The 19,929-nt window shown below is 64.2% G+C and carries 18 protein-coding genes; 12 read left to right on the forward strand and 6 right to left on the reverse strand.

The genetic code is table 11. The features are described 5' to 3' along the window. Nucleotide 1: 1 nt before the first annotated feature. The gene (locus tag ACEVBK_RS17450; RefSeq protein ID WP_375056171.1) at nt 2–1,252 is read left to right on the forward strand and encodes a YbfB/YjiJ family MFS transporter; all 1,251 of its coding nucleotides are present in this window, start codon (nt 2–4) and stop codon (nt 1,250–1,252) included. Next, nucleotides 1,183–1,392 carry a 4-oxalocrotonate tautomerase family protein gene (locus tag ACEVBK_RS17455; RefSeq protein WP_375056172.1) on the forward strand — a complete coding sequence of 70 codons (210 nt, stop codon included), beginning with the start codon at nt 1,183–1,185 and terminating at the stop codon, nt 1,390–1,392. The genes ACEVBK_RS17450 and ACEVBK_RS17455 overlap by 70 nt, the downstream gene beginning before the upstream one ends. A 12-nt stretch (nt 1,393–1,404) precedes the next feature. Here the strand turns inward: ACEVBK_RS17455 and ACEVBK_RS17460 are convergent, their stop codons facing one another. Beyond that, on the reverse strand, nt 1,405–1,533 hold the full coding sequence (locus ACEVBK_RS17460; protein WP_375056173.1) for a hypothetical protein: 129 nt from the start codon (nt 1,531–1,533) through the stop codon (nt 1,405–1,407). Between the two features lie 212 nt (nt 1,534–1,745). Here ACEVBK_RS17460 and ACEVBK_RS17465 point away from each other — a divergent pair, with 212 nt between their 5' ends. Genes ACEVBK_RS17465 through ACEVBK_RS17475 form a run of 3 tightly spaced genes read left to right on the forward strand, consistent with a single transcriptional unit; the run spans nt 1,746 to nt 3,554 of the window. Next, nucleotides 1,746–1,973, forward strand: coding sequence for a hypothetical protein (locus tag ACEVBK_RS17465; protein WP_375056174.1), 228 nt, complete (start codon nt 1,746–1,748; stop codon nt 1,971–1,973). After that, nucleotides 1,940–2,563 (forward strand): MBL fold metallo-hydrolase, encoded by a 624-nt coding sequence (locus ACEVBK_RS17470; RefSeq protein ID WP_375056175.1) that lies wholly within the window; start codon nt 1,940–1,942, stop codon nt 2,561–2,563. Before ACEVBK_RS17465 ends, ACEVBK_RS17470 begins: the two co-directional genes overlap by 34 nt. Nucleotides 2,564–2,612: 49 nt before the next feature. Continuing rightward, the gene (locus ACEVBK_RS17475; RefSeq protein ID WP_375056176.1) at nt 2,613–3,554 is read left to right on the forward strand and encodes a LysR family transcriptional regulator; all 942 of its coding nucleotides are present in this window, start codon (nt 2,613–2,615) and stop codon (nt 3,552–3,554) included. On the opposite strand, the gene ACEVBK_RS17480 is transcribed toward ACEVBK_RS17475, so the two are convergent. Both ACEVBK_RS17480 and ACEVBK_RS17485 read right to left on the reverse strand, forming a co-directional pair. Next, nucleotides 3,555–5,066 carry an AbgT family transporter gene (locus tag ACEVBK_RS17480; protein ID WP_375056177.1) on the reverse strand — a complete coding sequence of 504 codons (1,512 nt, stop codon included), beginning with the start codon at nt 5,064–5,066 and terminating at the stop codon, nt 3,555–3,557. Between the two features lie 56 nt (nt 5,067–5,122). Continuing rightward, complete coding sequence (locus tag ACEVBK_RS17485; protein WP_375056178.1) at nt 5,123–6,298, reverse strand: amidohydrolase; 1,176 nt, start codon at nt 6,296–6,298, stop codon at nt 5,123–5,125. Nucleotides 6,299–6,558: 260 nt separating this feature from the next. On the opposite strand from ACEVBK_RS17485, the gene ACEVBK_RS17490 reads away from it, so the two are divergent. Next, nucleotides 6,559–8,022, forward strand: coding sequence for a DUF3360 family protein (locus tag ACEVBK_RS17490; RefSeq protein WP_375056179.1), 1,464 nt, complete (start codon nt 6,559–6,561; stop codon nt 8,020–8,022). An 81-nt stretch (nt 8,023–8,103) separates the two neighbouring features. Here the strand turns inward: ACEVBK_RS17490 and ACEVBK_RS17495 are convergent, their stop codons facing one another. Continuing rightward, nucleotides 8,104–8,913 carry a helix-turn-helix domain-containing protein gene (locus tag ACEVBK_RS17495; protein ID WP_375056180.1) on the reverse strand — a complete coding sequence of 270 codons (810 nt, stop codon included), beginning with the start codon at nt 8,911–8,913 and terminating at the stop codon, nt 8,104–8,106. A 445-nt stretch (nt 8,914–9,358) separates the two neighbouring features. Here ACEVBK_RS17495 and dctP point away from each other — a divergent pair, with 445 nt between their 5' ends. The 6 genes from dctP (at nt 9,359) to ACEVBK_RS17525 (ending at nt 15,208) form a co-directional block, all read left to right on the forward strand. Next, nucleotides 9,359–10,375, forward strand: a complete 1,017-nt coding sequence (gene dctP, locus ACEVBK_RS17500; protein WP_375056181.1) for a TRAP transporter substrate-binding protein DctP — start codon at nt 9,359–9,361, stop codon at nt 10,373–10,375. A 127-nt stretch (nt 10,376–10,502) separates the two neighbouring features. Then, nucleotides 10,503–11,066 (forward strand): TRAP transporter small permease, encoded by a 564-nt coding sequence (locus ACEVBK_RS17505; RefSeq protein WP_375056182.1) that lies wholly within the window; start codon nt 10,503–10,505, stop codon nt 11,064–11,066. Further along, on the forward strand, nt 11,066–12,385 hold the full coding sequence (locus tag ACEVBK_RS17510) for a TRAP transporter large permease (RefSeq protein ID WP_375056183.1): 1,320 nt from the start codon (nt 11,066–11,068) through the stop codon (nt 12,383–12,385). Before ACEVBK_RS17505 ends, ACEVBK_RS17510 begins: the two co-directional genes overlap by 1 nt. A 288-nt stretch (nt 12,386–12,673) precedes the next feature. Next, on the forward strand, nt 12,674–13,426 hold the full coding sequence (locus ACEVBK_RS17515; protein WP_375056184.1) for a gamma-glutamyl-gamma-aminobutyrate hydrolase family protein: 753 nt from the start codon (nt 12,674–12,676) through the stop codon (nt 13,424–13,426). Between the two features lie 13 nt (nt 13,427–13,439). After that, nucleotides 13,440–14,705, forward strand: coding sequence for a D-amino acid dehydrogenase (locus ACEVBK_RS17520; protein WP_375056185.1), 1,266 nt, complete (start codon nt 13,440–13,442; stop codon nt 14,703–14,705). A 35-nt stretch (nt 14,706–14,740) separates the two neighbouring features. Further along, complete coding sequence (locus ACEVBK_RS17525) at nt 14,741–15,208, forward strand: RidA family protein (protein WP_375056186.1); 468 nt, start codon at nt 14,741–14,743, stop codon at nt 15,206–15,208. A gap of 13 nt (nt 15,209–15,221) precedes the next feature. Here the strand turns inward: ACEVBK_RS17525 and sbcC are convergent, their stop codons facing one another. Together sbcC and sbcD are read right to left on the reverse strand one after the other, a co-directional pair. Continuing rightward, the gene (sbcC, locus tag ACEVBK_RS17530; RefSeq protein ID WP_375056187.1) at nt 15,222–18,617 is read right to left on the reverse strand and encodes an exonuclease subunit SbcC; all 3,396 of its coding nucleotides are present in this window, start codon (nt 18,615–18,617) and stop codon (nt 15,222–15,224) included. Continuing rightward, the gene (sbcD, locus tag ACEVBK_RS17535) at nt 18,614–19,831 is read right to left on the reverse strand and encodes an exonuclease subunit SbcD (RefSeq protein WP_375056188.1); all 1,218 of its coding nucleotides are present in this window, start codon (nt 19,829–19,831) and stop codon (nt 18,614–18,616) included. The genes sbcC and sbcD overlap by 4 nt, the downstream gene beginning before the upstream one ends. Nucleotides 19,832–19,929 lie beyond the last annotated feature (98 nt).

Genomic DNA, 19,929 nt, shown 5'->3' on the forward strand with positions numbered 1-19,929 from the left:
TGTGACATCCCACACCTCCTGGCGCCTGAGCCTGGCCGCCGGCATCGCCCTGCTGGCCATCGTCATGGGCATAGGCCGTTTCGCCTATACCCCGCTGCTGCCGCTGATGCAGGCCGACCAGCCCCTGTCGGACCTGCTGGCCGGCTGGCTGGCATCAAGCAACTACCTGGGCTATCTGCTCGGCGCCCTCTGGCTGGCCTGCACCCGCCCCGGAACCGCCCCCGTGCCGCGCCTGCGCCGCCAGTTGCTGCTGAACCTGGCCTGCGTGGCCGCCATGGGCCTGACCAGTTCCCCTTGGCTCTGGCTGCTGTGGCGCCTACTGGCCGGCTGGAGCAGCGCCGCCGCCTTCGTGCTGGCCTCGGGGTTGGTACTGGAGGAACTGGCCCGCCGGGGCCAGGCGGCCCGGGCCGGTTGGCTGTACAGCGGCGTGGGGCTGGGCATCGCCCTCAGCGCCCTGGCGGTGCCCTGGCTGGACAGCCTGGCCGGCTGGCGAGGGGGCTGGCTGGGACTGGCGGCGCTGGGCGGGCTGTTGGCATTACTGCCCTGGTTCGGCCTGACCGGGACGAACGCGCCGGTGCCGGCCGCGTCGATGACCGGACAGGCCCCTTTCCGGCGCGGCCTGCTGCCCTGGCTGCTGCTGGCCTATTTTTGCGAAGGGCTGGGCTACATCATCACCGGCACTTTTATGGTGGCCATGCTGCACCAGCAGCAAGCCCTCGCCGGACTCGGCCACCTGAGCTGGCTGTTGGTGGGGCTGGCGGCCATCCCCTCCTGCGGTGTCTGGTTGTGGCTGGGCAACCACCGGGGCCTGGCCGGCACCCTGATCGCCGCCCACCTGGTGCAGGCCCTGGGCATACTGCTGCCCCTGCTCTGGCCGAGCCCGGCCGGAGCCCTGCTCGGCGCCCTGCTGTTCGGCGGCACCTTTATGGGCATCACCGCCCTGGCCTTTTGCCTCGGCCGTCGGCTGGTTCCCTCGCGGGTCCAGGCGACCCTGGCCGGGCTTACCGCCGCCTTCGGCCTGGGCCAGATCATCGGCCCGGTGCTGGCGGGGCTGAGCCTTAGCCGCCAGCATAACTTCGACCAGGCCCTGCTCGGCGGCGGCCTGGTGGTACTGCTCGGCGCCCTGGCCCTGCTCTGGGGCCGCTACCGACACCCTTTGTCAACCACCCAAGGAGAACCCCTATGCCCTACGTCAATATCAAGCTCACCCGGGAACAGGCCCCCATCAGCCGGGAGCAGAAAGCCGAACTGATCGCCGGCGTCACCGAACTACTGGTCAAGGTGGTGGGTCGCGGCCCCGGCACCACCGTGGTGGTGATCGACGAAGTCGACACCGACAACTACGGCGTGGGCGGCGCCACCATCACCGAACGGAGACAACAGGGAAAATAGCGCGCCTCCGGGCTACCCCGGCGATGATGCCCCGCGCAAGTCCAGGGGATCGGCCATACCGGCGGCGATGGCCAGGCCCACCAGTTCGGGCAGGTTGTTCGCCGCCAACCGTTTCATGATGCGGGAGCGGTACAGATCCACCGTCTTGCACTACCTCTGGGAAACGGCGGAGATGATGCAGGCCCTGATCATGTTCGTGGTCAGCCTGGCCATGATTCCGCTACTGGAAAAATACCTGGGCCTGCCCTACGAGGTGGCCCTGGCCTATGTGGTGGTGTGCGGCATCGGCTTTATGCTGCCGGCCCTGCTCGGGGTGCCCTTCGTGCCCGGCTGGATCACCCCCCGGCATTCCGGTGGTGCTGCTGTTCCTCGGCGACTTCGAGCCGGGGCCCGCCGCCATCCAGGCGCTGTTCGCGCTGCAGTTGCTGGTGTTCCTGATCTTCCTGGTGCTGGGCCTGACCCGGCTGGGCTCGGTGATGGTGCGGCTGGTGCCCAACTCGCTCAAGGGCGGCATCATCATCGCCGCCCTGATGGGGAAGACCATCACGTGCTGCTCGACAGCCTGGCCGCGGTCGGGCTAAGCCATGAGAACATCGACATCGTCATCCTCACCCACCTGCATTTCGACCATGCCGGCGGCCTGCTCTCGGCCTGGCGCCCGGACGCGCCCTGCGAGCTGCTGTTCCCCCGGGCCCGCTTTATCACCGGCCGGCGCCACTGGCAACGGGCCCGCTCGCCCCACCCACGCGACCAGGCTTCCTTTATTCCCGATATCATGGCGCTGCTGGAAGGCAGCGGAAGGCTGCTGCTGGTGGACGAAGGGGACTGCCCGCCCTTGCTCGGCCCCGACTGGCATTTTCATTTCAGCGACGGCCACACCCCGGGCCAGTTGTTGCCGGAGTTCGCCATGCCCGGGGGCCCGGTGGTGTTCGCCGGCGATCTCGTTCCCGGCGCCCCCTGGGTGCACCTGCCGATCACCATGGGCTACGACCGTTTCCCGGAAGGGCTTATCGAGGAAAAGGAACAACTGCTGGCCGCCCTGGTCGAGCGGGGCGGCCGCATCGTGCTGACCCACGACCCGGACATCGCCTTGGGTCGGGTGAGCCAAGACGAGAAGGGCCGTTTCACCCTGAGCCGGACCTGGCCGAAAGCGGAGCAGATGACCACCTGATCCAGGTGGTATAGTAGGGTTTCGTCGCCATTCAAGGTTCCCCAACAACATGGACGTCAGCTATCGTCAGCTCAGGGCCTTTCTGGCCCTGGTGGAAGAACGCAATATCACCCGGGCCGCCGAGCGGATCCACCTGACCCAGTCGGCCCTGAGCCAGATGCTGAAGCGGCTGGAGCAGCAGCTCGAGGCCGAACTGCTGCTGCGGGAAGGGCGGGAGCTCGGCCTGACCCCGGCCGGCGAGGCCCTGTACCGGGAGGCCCGGGTCATCGTCAACCGGCTGGACAAGCTGCTGCGGGACAACCGGGACCGCCACCACGGCTTCCACAAGTCACTGGTGGTATCCTCCCTCTATACCCTCTCCGCCTCCCTGGCGCCCAGGGCCCTGAACCGGATGAAGCAGGAACACCGGGACTTCACCTTCCGCCTGATCGAAGAGCGAGTGGACGACATCACCAGCTCGGTGCTGGAAGGCCGGGCCGACGTGGGCATCAATACCCCCAGCTATCACCCCGACCTCGACTTCATTCCCCTGTTCCGGGACTATCTCTGCCTGGCCTGCCGGGACGATCATCCCCTTGCCGGGGCCGACACCATCAGTTGGGAACAGGCCTACGAGCACGCCGGCATCGGGGTAAGCCCAGGCAACAGCCTGCGCACCCTGGCCGACGAGGCCTTTCACCGCATCGGGCTTAGCTACGATCCGGAATTCAACGCCTCCCACACCTCCACCCTGCTGGGCATGATCTCCAGCGGCCTCGGCTCGGCCATCCTGTCCTCCACCATTTCCGCCATCGACAACACCCCCGGCATCCGCTTTCTGCCCATCTGCTCACCCTACCAGTACCGCCAGATAGGGCTGCTGCTGCGCAAGGATGCCCGCCGCCCGCTGATCGACGAATTTTGCCTGCGAATACAGGAACAGGTGGACGACTGGCAGGCGGTACGGCAGGGGCAGGTGTTGCTCCCGGGGCGACCGGGAGCAACGGGGTGATCACATGGGCCCGACCGGCAGCCCCAACAGGAAGTAGAGCAGGAAGGCGCTACCCCAGATGCCGAACAGCAGCAGGGCGTAGGGCAGCATCATCGCCAGGAAGGTGCCGAAGCGCACCTCGGGGTTGTAACGGGCGATCAGCGCCAGCACCATGGGAATATAAGGATTGGTAGGCGAGATGATGTTGGTGGTGGAATCGGCGATGCGATAGGCCATCTGGGTGTCGGCCGGCTCCACCCCCAACAGCATGAACAGCGGGATAAACACCGGCGCCATAATGGCCCACTGGGCCGAGCCGCTGAACACAATGAGGTTCATGGCCCCGGCCAGCACCATGAACAGCGCCAGCATCACCAGGTTGGGCAGGGGCAGTCCGGACAGCCACTCGGCGCCGTTCACCGCCACGAAGATGGCCAGATTCGACCAGTTGAACCAGGCGATAAACTGGGCGATGACGAACACCAGCACTATGTAGCCGCCCACGCTTTTCAACGCCTTGGCCATCAACCCCGGTACGTCGTCCGCCCGCTGGATGGCCCCCGACTTCACCCCGAACACCACGGCGCAGAGGATAAAGAAGCCCATGATCACCGGTATGATGCCGCTCAGAAAAGGCGACGGCACCAGCCCGCCCTCGGCGTTGCGCAGGGGCGAGCCGGCCGGCAACAACACCAGCAGGAAGAGGCCCAGGTAGAGGGCGGCCGCAGCCAGGGTCCACTTCAGCGCCGTCTTCTCCCGCTCGGACACGCTGTAGCTCTGGCCCATGTCGGCCCCTTCCCGGCTGTGCAGGGCGGAAAAACGCGGCTCGATGTACTTGTCGGTGATCAGGGTGCCCGCCACCACCAAGAGGGGCACCGACACCAGCATGAAATACCAGTTGGCCGCCGGCGACACTTCCACCGCCCGCACCACGGCCGCGGCTTCGGTCGAGATGCCCGACAGCAGTACATCGGTCCCGGCGATAAAGATATTGGCGGTAAAACCGGCGGCCACCGCCACGAAGCCGGCGGCGATGCCGACGATGGGATTGCGGTTGGTGGCCGCGAACACGATGCCGGCCAGGGGCGGCACCAGGATAAAGGCGGCGTCCGACGCCAGGTTGCCGATGATGCCCACCAGGAAGATGGTGCCGGTGACGAACTTGCGCGGCGCATTGAGCAGCGAGGCCTTGATGGCCGCATCGGCCAGGCCGACCTCCTGCATCAGCCCCACCGCCAGCATCATGCACAGCACCAGGCCGAGTGGCTTGAAGGACACGAAGTTGTCGACCGTGGACGAGAGGATATACACCAGGCCTTCGCCGCTCAGCAGGCTGCGCACCGCCACCTCGCTGCCGTTGCCCGGGTGGGTGACACCGCCGCCCGCCGCCGCCACCAGGGCCGACAGCACCATGACGGCGGCGCACAGGTAGATGAACAGGTAGAAGGGATGGGGCAGCTTGTCGCCGATACGCTCGATACGCCGGATCAGGTTGCTGGGGCGGGTCGCCGCCCCGGTATTCATAGATGACATAGAAGAGTCCTTTCTTGTGTTGAGGGGCGGGCCTCCGTCCGGGGCCCTCCCGGGAATCAACCCTGCTGTTGCACCAGGGTCACGAAATAGGCCGCGCCCGCCGGTATGATGGCATCGTTGAAGTCGTATTTCTTGTTGTGCAGCCCCAGGCTGCAGCCGGGCTCGTGGTCGCCGTTGCCGATAAAGCCGTAACAGCCCGGCACCTTGCCCAGGAAGTGGGCGAAATCCTCGCTGCCCATCAGCGGCTCGGTGTTGCCGTCCACCCCTTCGGCACCGGCCACGGCGCCGGCGGCACGCACCGCCTGGGCGGTTTCGTCCGGGGTGTTGACGGTAGGCGGATGGCTGACGGGGCCGAGACGGAACTCGGCTTCCATCTCGAAGGCCCGAGCCAGGTTGGGCACCAGGGTCTCCAGCCGGGCGATGACGTTGCGCCGGGTTTCCTCGCTCAACGTGCGGAAGGTACCGCTGATATGGGCCTCGTCGGCGATGGCGTTGGTGGTCTCGCCGCCATGGATCTGGGTGACCGAGATCACCACCGGCTCCAGCGGGCTGAAGGTACGGCTGACCAACCCCTGGATGCCCTGGTAGATGTGGGTGGCCACCAGCAGCGGATCCCGGCTCTTGTGGGGCAGGCCGGCATGGCCACTGTTGCCGCGGACGGTGATGAACAGCCGATCCGAGCTGGCCATGATGGGCCCTTCCCGAAAGGCGAACCGACCCGCCGGGATGCCGGGCATGTTGTGCAGGGCGAAGCAGGCATCCACCGGGTAACGTTCCAGGACCCCGTCGGCGATCATCCGCTCCGCGCCGCCCACGCCCTCCTCCGCCGGCTGGAAGAACAGCACGGCGCTGCCCCTGAAGTCCCGGTGCCGGGCCAGGTAGCGGGCCGCCATCAGCAGCATGGTGGTGTGGCCGTCGTGGCCGCAGGCGTGCATCTTGCCGGCGCAGCCGGAGCGGTGCTCGAAGGTGTTTTCCTCGTCGATGGGCAGGGCATCCATGTCGGCGCGCAGGCCGATGCGCCGCCCCGGCCCCCGTTGGCCGTGGATCACCGCCACCACGCCGGTCTCGGCAAAGTCGGTGCAGATGTCATCCACGCCATAGGCGCTCAACAGTTCCACCACCAGCGCCTGGGTGGCCCTTTCCTCGAACCCCAGCTCGGGATGGCGATGGATGCGGCGCCGGATCGCCCGGGCTTCGGCTTGCCATTGGTTCAGCACTTCCAACAAAGGCATCGTTATCTCCAGTCAATCATGATGGAGCTAACTTAGCAGCCGGCGGGGGCTGGGGAATAATCAGCTTGTTAATGGCGCCAGTAGCAAAATTAATGATCTCCTGGTCGAGTCAAGTGTCCCCTCAAACCCCGGATGTTAAAAACACATCTCGCCGAGATCAATTTTGTTAAGACTTAGGTCGCATGGAACAAGTTGATAACAAGCCATACCATGAGCGCCAACATGACACCATTTGGATGGCTACCATCGAGGAGAACCCCGTGTCAGAGGCTCAATCCCCAAGTTATCGCGACCGGCGCAAACCCCGGCGCGAGTTCGACAGCCGCACCGCCTACCTGGAGCACGAGCTGTCGGTCATGGCACCCCGCCGCTGGCGCATCAACCTGCCGTTTCGGGATTATCGCTTCGAGCTGGAAGATCTGGTGCCGGCCCTGGCGGCGACCATCGGCAAGATAGTGATGGTGGCCGCCGTGGTGGCCGCCTTTGCCGGCCCGCTCGGCCTCGGTAACGAATTCGTGGTGGAAAACGTCCGCTTCGAAATGCTGATCGCCGCCCTGCTGTTCGTGATCCTGTTCTCGGGGCTGATCAACCCCAACGCCAACCTGGCCGGTACCCACGGCCCCATGATCCCGCTGATCCCGCTGATCGTCGCCTCCGGCGGCCACCCGCTGGCATTGGGGTTGATGGTAGGTATGTTCGGCCTGATCCTCAGCATCAGCAAGGGCGGCAGCAAGCTGATGGCACTCACCAGCGACGGGGTGCGCGGCGGCCTGCTGATCTACCTGGGCGCCATGGGCCTGCTCAGCCAGATCAAGGCGCTCAACGCCTGGGCCACCGGCATCGACATGGGCCACGTGGCCTTTACGGTGATCTTGAGCACCATCATCATGTATGCCCTGCTGGCCCGCCTGGAAATGCGCTGGCTGTCCATTCCCCTGGGGTCGGGCCTGGCCTTCCTGATCGCCATCCTGCTGGGCGCGCCCTTCGAATTCGTGACCGAACCGGGCATGCCGCACCTGAGCCCGAGCTACTGGTGGGGGGAAACTACCGGCTGGCAGATGGGCTGGCCCCAGTTGCACCACTTTGTGAGCGTGGCGCCCTTCGCGGTGCTGGCGGTGGCCATGTGGTCCCCGGATTTCATGGGCCAGCGGGTATTTCAGGAGCTGAATTACCCGAAAAAGGCCGACAAGGTGCTAATGAACGTGGACGACACCATGGGCGTGGCCTCGGTGCGCCAGGCGGTGGGCAGCGTGCTCGGCGGCGGCAACCTGGCTTCATCCTGGGGCACCTACATCATCCCCGCGGCCATCGCCAAGCGACCCATTCCCGCTGGTGCCATGCTCACCGGCCTGTTCTGCGTCATCGCCGCCCTCTGGGGTTACCCCATGGATCTGGCGGTGTGGGATCCGGTGCTGCGGGTGGCCCTGATCGTCGGTGTCTTCATGCCCCTGCTGGAAGCGGGCATGCAGATGACCCGCAACACCACCAGTAGCCAGTCCGCCGGCATAGTGGTATTCGCCTCCGCCTTCGTCAACCCGGTGTTCGGCTGGTCCATGACCATGCTGCTCGACAACCTGGGCCTGATCGGTGACAAGGAGCGCGGCAAGAAGCTGCGCCTGATGGACCGCTGGGTGATCCCCGGCATTACCTTCGCGGTGTTGCTGGTGATCATGGCCATGGTGGGTATGCTGCCCGGCATACCGGCGCTGATGACGATCTCCTGAAAGACCTCGAGTGAAGTTCACTTTTCCAACCGGGGCTGCCACCCCGGTTTCTTTATGTCACCAACAACGCCGCGAAGGGGGCTACTCGCCGATGGCGAGAAACAGCGGCTCGTCTACACCTCGCCGGTTGTCGATGGCCGCCCTGATGCGGCCGTCTATCTCGGCTTCCTCATACAGGCCGCAAACCCTGAACTGTTTCTTGAAGTCGACGGTTTCACCCAGATAGTCATAGAGCACCCGGGTACAGGCCGGGGTGCGATGGCTCTTGGAGGAAACGCCGATTTTCACGCCAAGCAAGTGCTTAAGCTGGCTCTTGTAAGAGGGGAACAGCACGGTCTGGGTGATCTCGTTTTCCGTCAGGGCCTCATAGTCCATCAGAAAAATGCGGTCGCAGAGGTTGACGGCGATACCATGATAACGGCAGTGGGTCACCTTTTCGCCGCGCGCCGCCGCACCGATCAGCCGCTCGTACCTGGCATAGGCAATCCCCTGTTTGGTGGTGCTGACTTCGATCAGCGAGCGGAAAATCCGCCCCGGGTAACCCAGGGAGTAGTAGTATTCGTGATACCAACCCAGATAGCGTTCCAGCCCCACTCGTGATTGACTGCGCAGCTCGGCCACTTTCTTGAAGTAACCGTCCGGATAGGCGTGGGTGTTGCTCTCGGCCCGAGCAGCGATAACCTGCTTGGTGAACTGTTCATGGGGCATCAGGATCTCGAATTCTTCCACCCCGAAAAAATCGCAAATCATGCGCAAGTTGGCCTTGGACGGGGTGACCTTACCGTTCAGGTATTTATTGAACTGGGTCCGGTTGATACCCATTTTCCTGCAGACCTGGGCCATGGAGTCATAATGCCCGCAGAGCAGTTTCAAATTTTCAATCAAATCCACCCGATGTACTCCGCACGGCTCAACCTTATTGCCCTCCCCTGAAAGCCCGGGCCGCCAGGCTGTCGCTCGCCGGAAAAGCCGGTGCATACGACCTGCCCCACCGTATCGCCGTGTACCGCTGCTGAATCCATTCTTCCGTTCCCCTTGTTCATCATCATTCGTCAAAGGCCATGGACCCGGCCCGGCAACCAGTAACGGGCCGGGGTGGCCATGGCCAATTGTGCCACCGGTGTCGCATCCTTGCCATGTGTCGATGCGGCTTCCGCCCGCCTCGGACCTTGGCGCAACCCGTGCATCATGAGTGACGCACGGGTTGCGCACAGTGGTGGCAAGTGCGAACTGCTCACCGACCATAGGCTCTGCTCTAATGACGCTCAAGGGCGCGGCACCACGTCATCACTGACAGCGCCGCGTGCTGTTTCCATAAACAACAAGGAAGTCGGTTATGACGCGTTCACATTCTATCCCCACTTTTTCCGCACTCGCCTTGGGCACCGCTCTGGCGATGAGCTCGTTTACCGCCCTGTCTGCCGACGTCATGCGGCTGTCGGCCATTGAACCGCCTACCTCGACGGTGGTGGCCTTTGCCAACGAGTTTTCGGAGCGGGTCAAGCGTTACAGCCAGGATACGGTTGACATCAGGGTCTACCCGGCCAGCCAGCTTGGCGACTGGGTCGAGGTTCACGAACAGGTGATGGAAGGCATCATCGATTTTGCCGTCCAGCCGCTGTCCAACAGCTTCAACGAAGTGCTGGCCCTGCAGTGGTTTCCCTATGCCGCACTCGACTTCGAATCCGGCCGGGATGCGTTCTCGGAGGGCGGAGTGGTGTACGAAATCATCAACGACGCCCTGGCAGAACAGGACATCCAGATCCTGGGCGCCTTCGTGTCCGGCATGGGCGGCATCGTCTATACCAAACCGGCGCCCGCCCCCCGGGATCCAAATGCCAACCAGGGCCTCAAAATCCGGGTCTGGCCAGGCGGCACCACCCATCAGGAACTGCTCAAGCGCCTGGGTTATCAGACCGCCCCCATTCCCTGGTCAGATCTTTATACCGCCATGCAGACCGGCGTGGTGGACGGCGCCATCGGTGCGACGCCCGAACTGACCATGAACAATTTCGCCGATATCGCCAAGATGTGGGTACAGAACAACGATCATTTCGAAGTCTCTTTTCTCGCGGTCAACAAGACGCGCTTCGACAGCCTCTCCAGGGATCAGCAGAAGGCCATCGCTCGGGCCGCGACCGAGTTGTCCGCCGAGCGCTTCGCGGCCGCCGAGCTGGAGCATGAAAAGTTCCTGCAGCAAATGCGTGACAAGGGCATAGAGGTGGTGGTGCTGGACAAGGCCGAACTCGAGTCCGTCGCCCAGGTAGTCCGGGCCGAGGTATGGCCGCAGATAGAAGATGAGATAGGCCCTATCAATATGGCCCGCCTGAAACTCAGCCTGGGTATCAAGTAACCGCCTTCATCCGAACAGGCGCCCGTTCGGATAAACGGGAGCCTGCTTGGTCATGAAGCCGCATCATTGTTGTCCTCACCGGTATCTGCGGTCGGACACGGGCCACCATCAGCAAATGGTATGAGTCATGGACCGGACTGTTTTCTCCTTGTTGCATAAACGGCTGTTATTGATCCAACGCTTGATCATGGGGTTTTCCACCCTCGCATTTTCAATACTGATCTTCATACAGGTATTCATTCGCTATTTCCTGGACATCCCCCTTTATGGGGTTGAAGAAATATCGGTTTACCTGGCGGTGTGGCTCTATTTTATCGGTGCAGGCTATGGCATCTATCGCGGAAACCATATCTCTGCCGGGGTGATGGACATCGTCTTGTCATCCCCCAGAGCCAGAGCAATCACCAGCCTCCTGGTATCCGTTATTTCCCTGGCGATCATCTGCTGGGTATTCTGGATTGTTGTCGTTTATTTTCAGTGGAGTCTGGCCCGAGCGCCAAAATCTCCCGAACTCAGAATATCGCTTTATTTTATTCATGCCGCCATGCTGGCAGGCACGGGGCTCATGCTTTTTTACACCCTGATCGAACTCGCCGGCAGGATCTGCTGCATAGCCGAGGGCAGACCTTATCTCTCCCTCGCCGGAGCCGACGATCACGAAGCCGGCCACAAGACAGAAGGAAAGTCTTGATGAATATCGAAATTGTGCTTGATGCCATTCTTCTCGTCACCTTGCTTTTTCTTGGTGTTCCCGCGCCCTTGTGTTTCGCGGCCGCCGCCCTGTTTCTTTTTGTGACGGGGGACTTTCATAATTCCAACTTCCTGGTGTCGTCCGGCTTTACCAAGCTGTCATCGCTGATCCTGCTGGCCATTCCCCTGTATATCTTTGCCGGCGGGCTGATGACCCAGGGAGGGATTGCCGGCCGCCTTATCGACCTGGCAGAAAGCCTTGTTGCCAGGGTCAAAGGCGGGCTCGGAATCGTGGTGGTACTGTCCACCGCCATCTTTGGCGCCATTTCCGGCATGTCGACCGCGGCGGTCGCCTCCATCGGTTCCATCATGATCCCAAAAATGGTGGAACGCGGTTATGATCGGGGCTATGCCACCACCTTGGTGGCGGCCTCTTCCGTACTGGCCCTGCTGATCCCGCCCAGCTCCTCGATGATCCTCTACGGCTGGGTCACCAATACCTCGATCACCGCCATGTTTCTGGCCCCGATCATCCCGGCCTTGCTGTTGATCGGCAGTTTTACCCTGCTGAACCTGTTTCTGACCCGGAAAATGGTGGTCATCGAGCCTCCCCGTCGCTCGCTGCGGGATACGGGCACCGACGTCTGGCTCAAGACCAAACGCGCCGCCTTCGGCCTGGCCATGCCGATCATCATTCTGGGCTGCATTTATGGCGGCATCACCACCCCCACCGAAGCCGCCGCCATCGCCGTGATTTACGCCATCCCCGTCGCCGTGTTCATCTACCGGGGACTGAGCTTCCAATCCGTTGCCGATGTGGCCTGGAAAACAGGGCAAATAGCGGCCGTGCTGATGATACTGGTGTTCTTCTCATCGATGCTGGCACGGATCTGGACCATGGAAAACGTGCCGCAGATGGTGATGGAATTCATGCTCGGACTCAGTGACAACAAGATACTGCTGCTGATCCTCATCAACCTGTTCTTGCTGATGATCGGCATGTTCCTGGACGACATCAGCGGAGTCCTGCTGGCGTCTCCCATGCTGTTGCCCGTCGCCGTCAGCCTCGGCATAGATCCGGTCCACTTCGGCGCCATTGTCGGTGTCAACCTGGGCATGGGCCTGATCACCCCGCCCACGGCACCCATCCTCTATTTTTCCGGACTGATCGGCAACACCACCTTGCCCCGGATGATCGGATATACCATGGCCTTTATTTTATTCGGCTATCTGCCGGTCTTGTTATTAACCACGTTTATACCGGCGCTGTCGCTGCTGCTACCCGAATTCATATTGGGATACCAGCCAATAGGAAAATAACCGCCAATACCGCTCTTCTCGGTCAAGGGGTTAAAAGTCGGGGCAATTTAAATAGCTGTTCCGAATAGTAGATCACTGCCGACAGCGACCGGGGGCTGCGAAGCAGGCCCTTCGCGCCAGGGATGGCGCGGCGGAGCCCCCAGGGATGGGTTTACGGCGTGTCTGCGTGCGGTACCCGGTCGATGTAGCACTATTAGGATCAGTTATTTAACAACAGGCACCAATCAGTATCTGGCGGCTGCCCTCGGCAACACTGAATATGTAACCATTATCATTGAGGTGAACACCATGTCTTTTATGCCAGTCATCGGAATTACGCTGGATATCGAGCACACCCCGGGCTATGCCCATGAACCCTGGTACGCGCTGCGGGAAAACTATTGCTCGGCCATAGCCTCGGCGGGAGGACTCCCGGTAGCCCTGCCCCATGAACAGGCAGCGGCGGACCGCTACCTCGACCTGATCGACGGCCTGGTGATCAGCGGCGGTATGTATGACATCCACCCGGAGCTCTATGGCGAAGTCCCGGGCCAGGAAAAACTGGTGACCAAGGAAGGTCGCACCCGGTTCGAACGCCGGCTGATCGAAGGAGCGCTGTCCCGCGATATCCCCCTGATCGGTATCTGCGGGGGCATGCAGCTGCTGGCGGTACTCAAGGGAGCCAAGCTGATCCAGGATATTCCCACAGAAGTGAAGGACAGCCTGAACCATATGCAACCCCTGCCGCACCATGTGGCCGGACACGGCGTCAGCCTCACGCCCGGCACGCTGATTTCCCGCCTGTTCCAGCAGGAACAAATTCTGGTGAACAGCGTGCACCATCAGGCGGTGCGGGATGTGCCACCGGAGATCATCGTCAGTGCCGTTTCCGAGGACAGGGTCATCGAAGCGATCGAAATCCCGGGCCAGCGCTTCTGCCTGGGCTTCCAGTGGCATCCGGAATATCTTATCAACAAGGGGGAGCAGCGGCTGTTCGAGGCCTTGGTCGAGGCTGCGACCCAGCACCGCCGCCGCTCGGCTGCCCTCCCCCTGGCCAACTAGGACGCGGTTTACCATGAAGACAGACTCCATTGCCATCGTGGGCGCCGGCATCATCGGTATCACCTCGGCCTACCTGCTCAGCCGGGCCGGCTACCGGGTCATGCTGCTGGATGCCGGCCGGGGCCCGGCCCTGGGCACCAGCTTCGCCAACGGCGCCCAACTGAGTTATTCCTATACCGATGCCATGGCCTCGCCCGGCCTGGTGGCCAAGATGCCCGGCATATTGCTGGGCCGGGATCCGGCCTTCCGGGTGCGGATGTCGGCGGAGCGACAGCTGCTGCGCTGGGGCAGCCGCTTCCTGATGCACGCCCAGGCGGCCAGGGAAGAGCAGAATACCCGCAATATACTGCGGCTATCCCTGCATTCACGGGAAGTACTGCACAGGGCTCAGGATGAGTGTGGCATTGAATTCGGTCACCGCCTGTCGGGCAAACTGCATATCTACGGCAATCGGCAGGATCTGGACAAGGCTGCCATCCGGGTGCAACAGAAAGGGGAATGGGGCTGCCCACAACAGGTGCTGGACTGGCAGCAATGCCTGGCGCTCGAACCCGGCCTGGCGCAGTTGGCCACCCCCATGGCCGGCGGGGTCTATTCTTCTCTCGATGAGGTGGGGGATTGTCAGCACTTTGCCGTCCGCCTGTTGGCGCAGTTGCGCCAACAGGGGGTGGAGGAGCATTACCAGTGCCGGGTTCAGCGTCTGCGAAAAGAAGGAAACCGCATCACCGGGCTGGACACCAGTCAGGGTCCCCTCACCGCCGACGCCTATCTGCTGGCCACCGGCCCCGACAGCCTGGCGCTGGCCCGCGGCATCGGCATGGCCCTGCCCATCTATCCAATCAAGGGTTACAGCATCACGGTGCCCGCCACCGGCCAGGCCCCCGATGTCTGTATCACCGACGTGGACAACAAGGTGGTCTTCGCCCGACTCGGCGACCGGCTGCGGGTGGCCGGCTGTGCCGACATCGTCGGTTACGACCGGGAGCTGGACGAGCAGCGCATCGCCCACCTGCTGCGAGTCTGCCGGCAGCGCTTCCCCGAGGCCGGCGACTACGACCGCATCCTCGATCGCTGGACCGGTTTCCGCCCGGTCACCCCCAGCAGCGCCCCCATCATCGGCCGGGCCGGGGCCGACAACCTCTACCTGAACCTGGGCCACGGCATGCTGGGCTGGACCCTGGCCATGGGCTCGGCCTCGCTGCTGGCGGCCCGGCTCGGCGGTTATCCCGCTCCCATCGACGACACCGGGCTACGCCCTATCGACCACGGCCTGCGCTGAACCGGCGCGGCCCCACCATCCGGAGAAAAACACCCATGAACACCATAGAACACCGGCTCACCGAACTGGGTATCACCCTGCCCGAAGCCGGCAATCCCGCAGGAAATTATCAGGCCTTCCTGCAACTGGGCAATCGCCTGCTGCTAAGCGGGCAAACCTGCCGGGTAAACGGCGTCCTGGCCTACTCCGGCCAGGTGGGCGGAACCCTCTCCATCGAAGAAGGACAGGCCGCCGCCCGCCTCTGCGCCCTGAACCTGCTGGCCCAACTGAAGGCAGCCTGCGGCGGCGAACTGGACCGGGTTGCCCGCTGCGTCAGGCTGACCGTGTTCGTCAGCAGCACTCCCGACTTCGGCGCCCAGCCGTTGGTGGCCAACGGCGCCTCGGACCTGATGGTCGAGATTTTCGGCGAACGCGGTGCCCATGTCCGCTCCGCCGTCGGCGTCAGCGCCCTGCCCGGCCATGCGGCGGTGGAGATCGACGCCGAGTTCCAGCTCATCCACTAAGTCGACGGCCAGCTTATTTTACCGCAAATTCCGGCGCCAGCCGGCTCAGGCCCAGGCCCTGGCTCTTGCTCAGCCGGATTTGCACCGGCACCCGTTCCTTCAACGCCTCGATATGGCTGATGATGCCGATCATCTTGCCGCTGGCGTTGAGGGCATCCAGGGCATCCAGGGCCACTTCCAGGGTGTCGGCATCCAGGGTGCCGAACCCCTCGTCCAGAAAGAGGGAGTCGATGCGGGTCTTGCTGCTGACCAGATCCGACAGCGCCAGCGCCAGCGCCAGGCTGACCAGGAAGCTCTCGCCGCCGGACAGGGTCTGGGTATCCCGGGCCACGTCCGCCTGCCAGGTGTCAATCACCGCCAGCTCCAGCTCGCCGCCTTCCTTGCGGGCCAGCCGGTAGCGGCCGTGCAGCCGCACCAGCCGGCGGTTGGCCAGGTGTACCAGGTGCTCCAGGGTCAGGCCCTGGGCGAAGCGACGATACCTGGCCCCGTCCGCCGAGCCGATCAGGCTGTTGAGCTGCTCCCACAGCAGCAGCGCCTGCCGCCCGAGCTCGATATCGGCGAACAGCGATTGCTGCCGTTCCCGCCGCTCGGCGTCGGCCTGCAAACGATCCTGCAATCCGCCCAGGCGCTGCAACAGCTCGACCTGTTCGGCCTGCAGCCGCTCCACCCGTCGGCTCAGCTCCGCCTCATCCTCCGACTCGACGATAGCCCCCTGGCTGGCGAGCCGTTCCCGCGCCTGTTCGACCAGGCCGACGGCCCGGGCCTGCTGTTGTTCCAGCCGCTGCTGCAGCGCCAGCAACCGCTCCCGTTCGGATTCGTCCAGACAGGCCGCCAGGAAGCCTTGTTCGGAGTCGAAGCCGGCTTCCGCCAGGGCCTGCAGCCAGTGCTGCTCGTCCCGGGCCAGCTCCGTCAGCAAACTTTGCTGTTGCTGCTCCAGCAGGCTCACCCTGGCCGCCAGCTCCCGGGCCTGCTCCCGGGTCGGTTCCAGCTCGGCCCGCACCGCCGCCAGGGCCTGTGCCGGCTCCGCCACCGGCTCGGCAACCGGTGCGGCCGATGCCTGCGCCTGCCAATGTTCGGCCTCGTCCCGGGCCGCCTGCAGCGCCTGGTCCAGCGTCTCTTGGCGCCGAAGCAGCGCCTCGTACCGGCGTTCCTGTTGCTGCCACTCCTGCCACGCCTGCTCCCGGGCCGCCAGCCAGGCAGCCCAATCCTCTGCCGGAGGCCATCCCAGGGCCTGCACCTGGCCGGCCAGCGTCGCCGCTTCCTGCTCCAGCTCGCTGCCAACCCGGCCCCTTTCCTCCTGCAGCCGGGCCAGCAGGGTCGCCAGGTCGGTGGCCTGCTGGGCCAGCAAGTGGGCCTGATGCTCGGTATTCCGGTGGCGCAGCTCGGCCTCGGCCAGCGCCTGCCGGGCCTGAACCAGCCGCTGTTGCCGTTGTTCCGCCTGCTCGAACAGCGCGTCCAGTTGTTGCAGCCGACGAGCGCGTCCGGCCAGCTCTTCGGCCACCCGGCGGGCGTCGCTCAGCACCAGTGTCGACTGTAACCTGGCCTGCTCGGCCAACAGGGCGTCGAGTTCGGTCTGGTCCCGAGAGCGCTGCTGGCGCGCCTGCTCCAGCCGGGTTTGCAGGGCGGCCTGCTCTCTGTTGAGCTTCTGACCCAACTGGGTCAGTCGCTCCAGTTCCTGCCGCCCCTCGGCCAGGGCCCGGGCGGTGCCGTCGTCGAGCTGCTGATAGGCGGCGATGGCCGGATGCGACTCGCTGCCGCACAGCGGGCAGGGCTGGCCCGGCTGCAGGCTGGCCCGGTGCTGGTCCAGACTGCGGATCAACTGCTCCTGTTCGGCCAGCTTCTGCTTGTCGCGCACCGACTCCTGGCGCAACCGGTATTCCCGACGGGACTGCTCCAGTTCCTGCTCCTGCACGGCCAATGCCGGTACCAGCTCCGCTTCCTGCCGTTTCTGTTCGGCCAGTTGCCGGCCGAGCCGCTCCCTTAACTCTTCGCTCCGCTGCCAGTCCTGCCACAGGGGCTGCTGAAGGCGCAACCCCTGACGCTCTTCCGCCAGGGCCGTGGCCGCCTGACCGCCAAACAACTGCTCCAGCGCCTGCAGCTCTTCCTGCACCTCCGCCCTGGCCCGGAGCTGTTCCTGTTCCGTCCGGGCGAGTGCCTGCGCCTGCTGCTGCTGTTGCCCTGTCAGTTCATCCTGGCGCCGGAGCCGCTCGCCCAGTTCCCGCTCAACCCGTACCAGGTCATGCCGCCCCTGCTGCCAGCGCCCGACACGCTGCCGCCATTCCGGCAACCGTTGCCCCAGCTCCGCCCCCAACCCATTGCCGGCCAATGCCTGCGCCAGTTGCTCTCGTTCACGCTCCAGCTCGCCCCGCTGGCTCGCCAACTGTTCGACCCAGCCCTGACTGTAGTCCCGCGCCTGACCATGCAACAGCTCCAGCCGCCGGGCCAACGCCTCACCGTCCTGCCGGCGTTCCACCAGTTGCCGTTCCTGCTCCCGCTGCCGATGCCGGGCCTGGCTCAACGACTGCCAGCGGGATCCCAGTCGCTCCGCCGGCCGGGCGGCTACCAGTCGGGCCAGCTCGGTTCCTGCCTGCTGCCGGTCCCGTTCACTCTCGGCCAGCATCTGCTCGGCCTGCGCCAACTGCTGTTCAGCCTGGCGGCGCTGCTGCCGTTGCTGCAACCGGGCCTGGCTCTCGGCCAGCCCCCGGGATAACGCCTGCCGCCCCGCCTCTGCGGTTTCGATCTCGTACCGGCACTGCCGGCGCTGCTCGTCACTCAGCAGTTCCATACCCTGGGCCCGAGCCTCCATCTGGGCCAGGGCGGCCTTTTCTTCCCGGGTCTGCTCGAACACCAGGCGTGAAATCTGGGCGTAGATGTCGGTGCCGGTCAGTTCTTCCAGCAGCTCGGCCCTTTCGTTGGCATCCGCATGCAGGAAAGCGGCGAAACCGCCCTGGGCCAGTAACATGGACTTGGTGAAACGGCCGAAGTCCAGCCCGGTAAGCTGCTCGGTGAGTTTCAGCTTGTCGCCGACCTTGTCGGTAAGAATGGTGCCGTCTAGCCGGGCCAGCTCCACCCTGGGCGCCTGCAGCTTGCCGTCGCTCCTGTCCCGGGCCCGGCGCTGGCTCCAGAAGGCGCGAAAGCCGTCGCCCTTGACCTCGAACTCCACCTCCGCCAGGCAGTCGGCGGTATGACGGGTCATCAACTCATTGCCGCCGGCGGACACCACCTTCATACGGGGAGTCTGGTGGTAGAGCGCCAGGCAGATGGCGTCCAGCAAGGTGGTCTTGCCGGCCCCGGTGGGCCCGGTGATGGCGAACAGGCCGTTGTCCAGGAAGGGTTCCCGGGTAAAATCGATTTTCCACTCCCCCTTGAGGGAGTTCAGGTTTTTCAGCCGCAGGCTCCGTATCTTCATGACTGCTCCTCCAGCCGGGCCAACACACCCCGGTACAGGGTGGAGAGCGCCTGCTGCCGCTCCGGCGACAGCGCTTCCCGGGCCAGTCGCCGTTCGAACACCTCATCCGGGGTCAGTTCGCTCAGGGTCTCGCCCCCGGCCGCCGCCAGCCCGTTGCCGCTCTGAGGCCGCTGCCGGCGCACCTGCAGGATCTCCAGCGCCAGCCCCTCCGCCAGGGCCTCCACCCGGGGTTGCAGATCGCTCAGGTAATCGTCGCCGGTGACCGTGACTTCCAGCCAGACCGGCAAGGTTTCGCTGCCGTTCTCTGCCAGTTCGGCCATGGCTATCCCCAGTTCATCGAGGCAGCCGCTCAGCCGCGCCAGCGGCTGGAAGACCGGTACCGGCAACGGAGTTACCCGTTCCAGGCCACCGGCGACGAACTCCACCAGCAGCACTTCCTTCTGCTGGCCCACCTCGTCGAAGCTCAGGGGAAGGGGTGAGCCGCAATAGCGGACATGCTCCAGCCCCGCCACCTTCTGGGGCCGGTGGATATGGCCCAGGGCAATATAGTCGGCGGGAGGAAAAGCGGAGGCAGGAAACGCCTCCAGGGTGCCGATATAGATCTCCCGCACCGAGTCGCTGCTGCTGGCCCCCACAGTGGTGAGGTGACCGGTGGCGATAATGGGTAGGGAAGCGCCCAGCTGTTCCCGGTGGTGCTCGGCCAGCTCGAATAAGGTCCGGTAATGGTCGGCGATGGCCTGCTGCAGGGCCTGCTGCTTGTCCTGGCTGCTCTGGCCGGCCTGGCTTTCCAGCACCTCCCGACCGCGGATAAAGGGCACGGCGCACAGCAGGGCGCCGGGGTCGCCGTTTTGTCGGTACAGGGTCAGCAGTTGCCGTTCCGGATCGGCCAGCACCCCGGGGATCACCGACACGTTCAGGCAACCGAGCAGTTCCCGGGATTCGTTGAGCATGGCCACCGAGTCGTGATTACCGCCCAACACCACCAGTTGAGCGCCGGTTCGCTGCAGTTCGACGATAAACTGGTTGTACAGCTCCCGCGCGTAGCTCGGCGGCGTGCCGGTGTCGAACACATCGCCGGCCAGGATCATGGCGTCGGCCCGGTGTCGTTCAACCTGATCCACCAGCCAGGTCAGGAAGGCCCGATGTTCGTGGTAACGGTTCTTGCCCAGAAAATGCTGGCCCAGGTGCCAGTCGGAGGTGTGCAGTATGCGCATGGCGGCTCTTGTTATCGTCGGCAGAGCCGTTATTAAACCCGCTAAGCGGATTGGGCGCAAATGCCCTTGGCGAGCGCAGGAAACTTGCTAGACTGGGC

This window comes from Zobellella sp. DQSA1, assembly GCF_041950555.1.
GTDB lineage: Bacteria > Pseudomonadota > Gammaproteobacteria > Enterobacterales > Aeromonadaceae > Oceanimonas.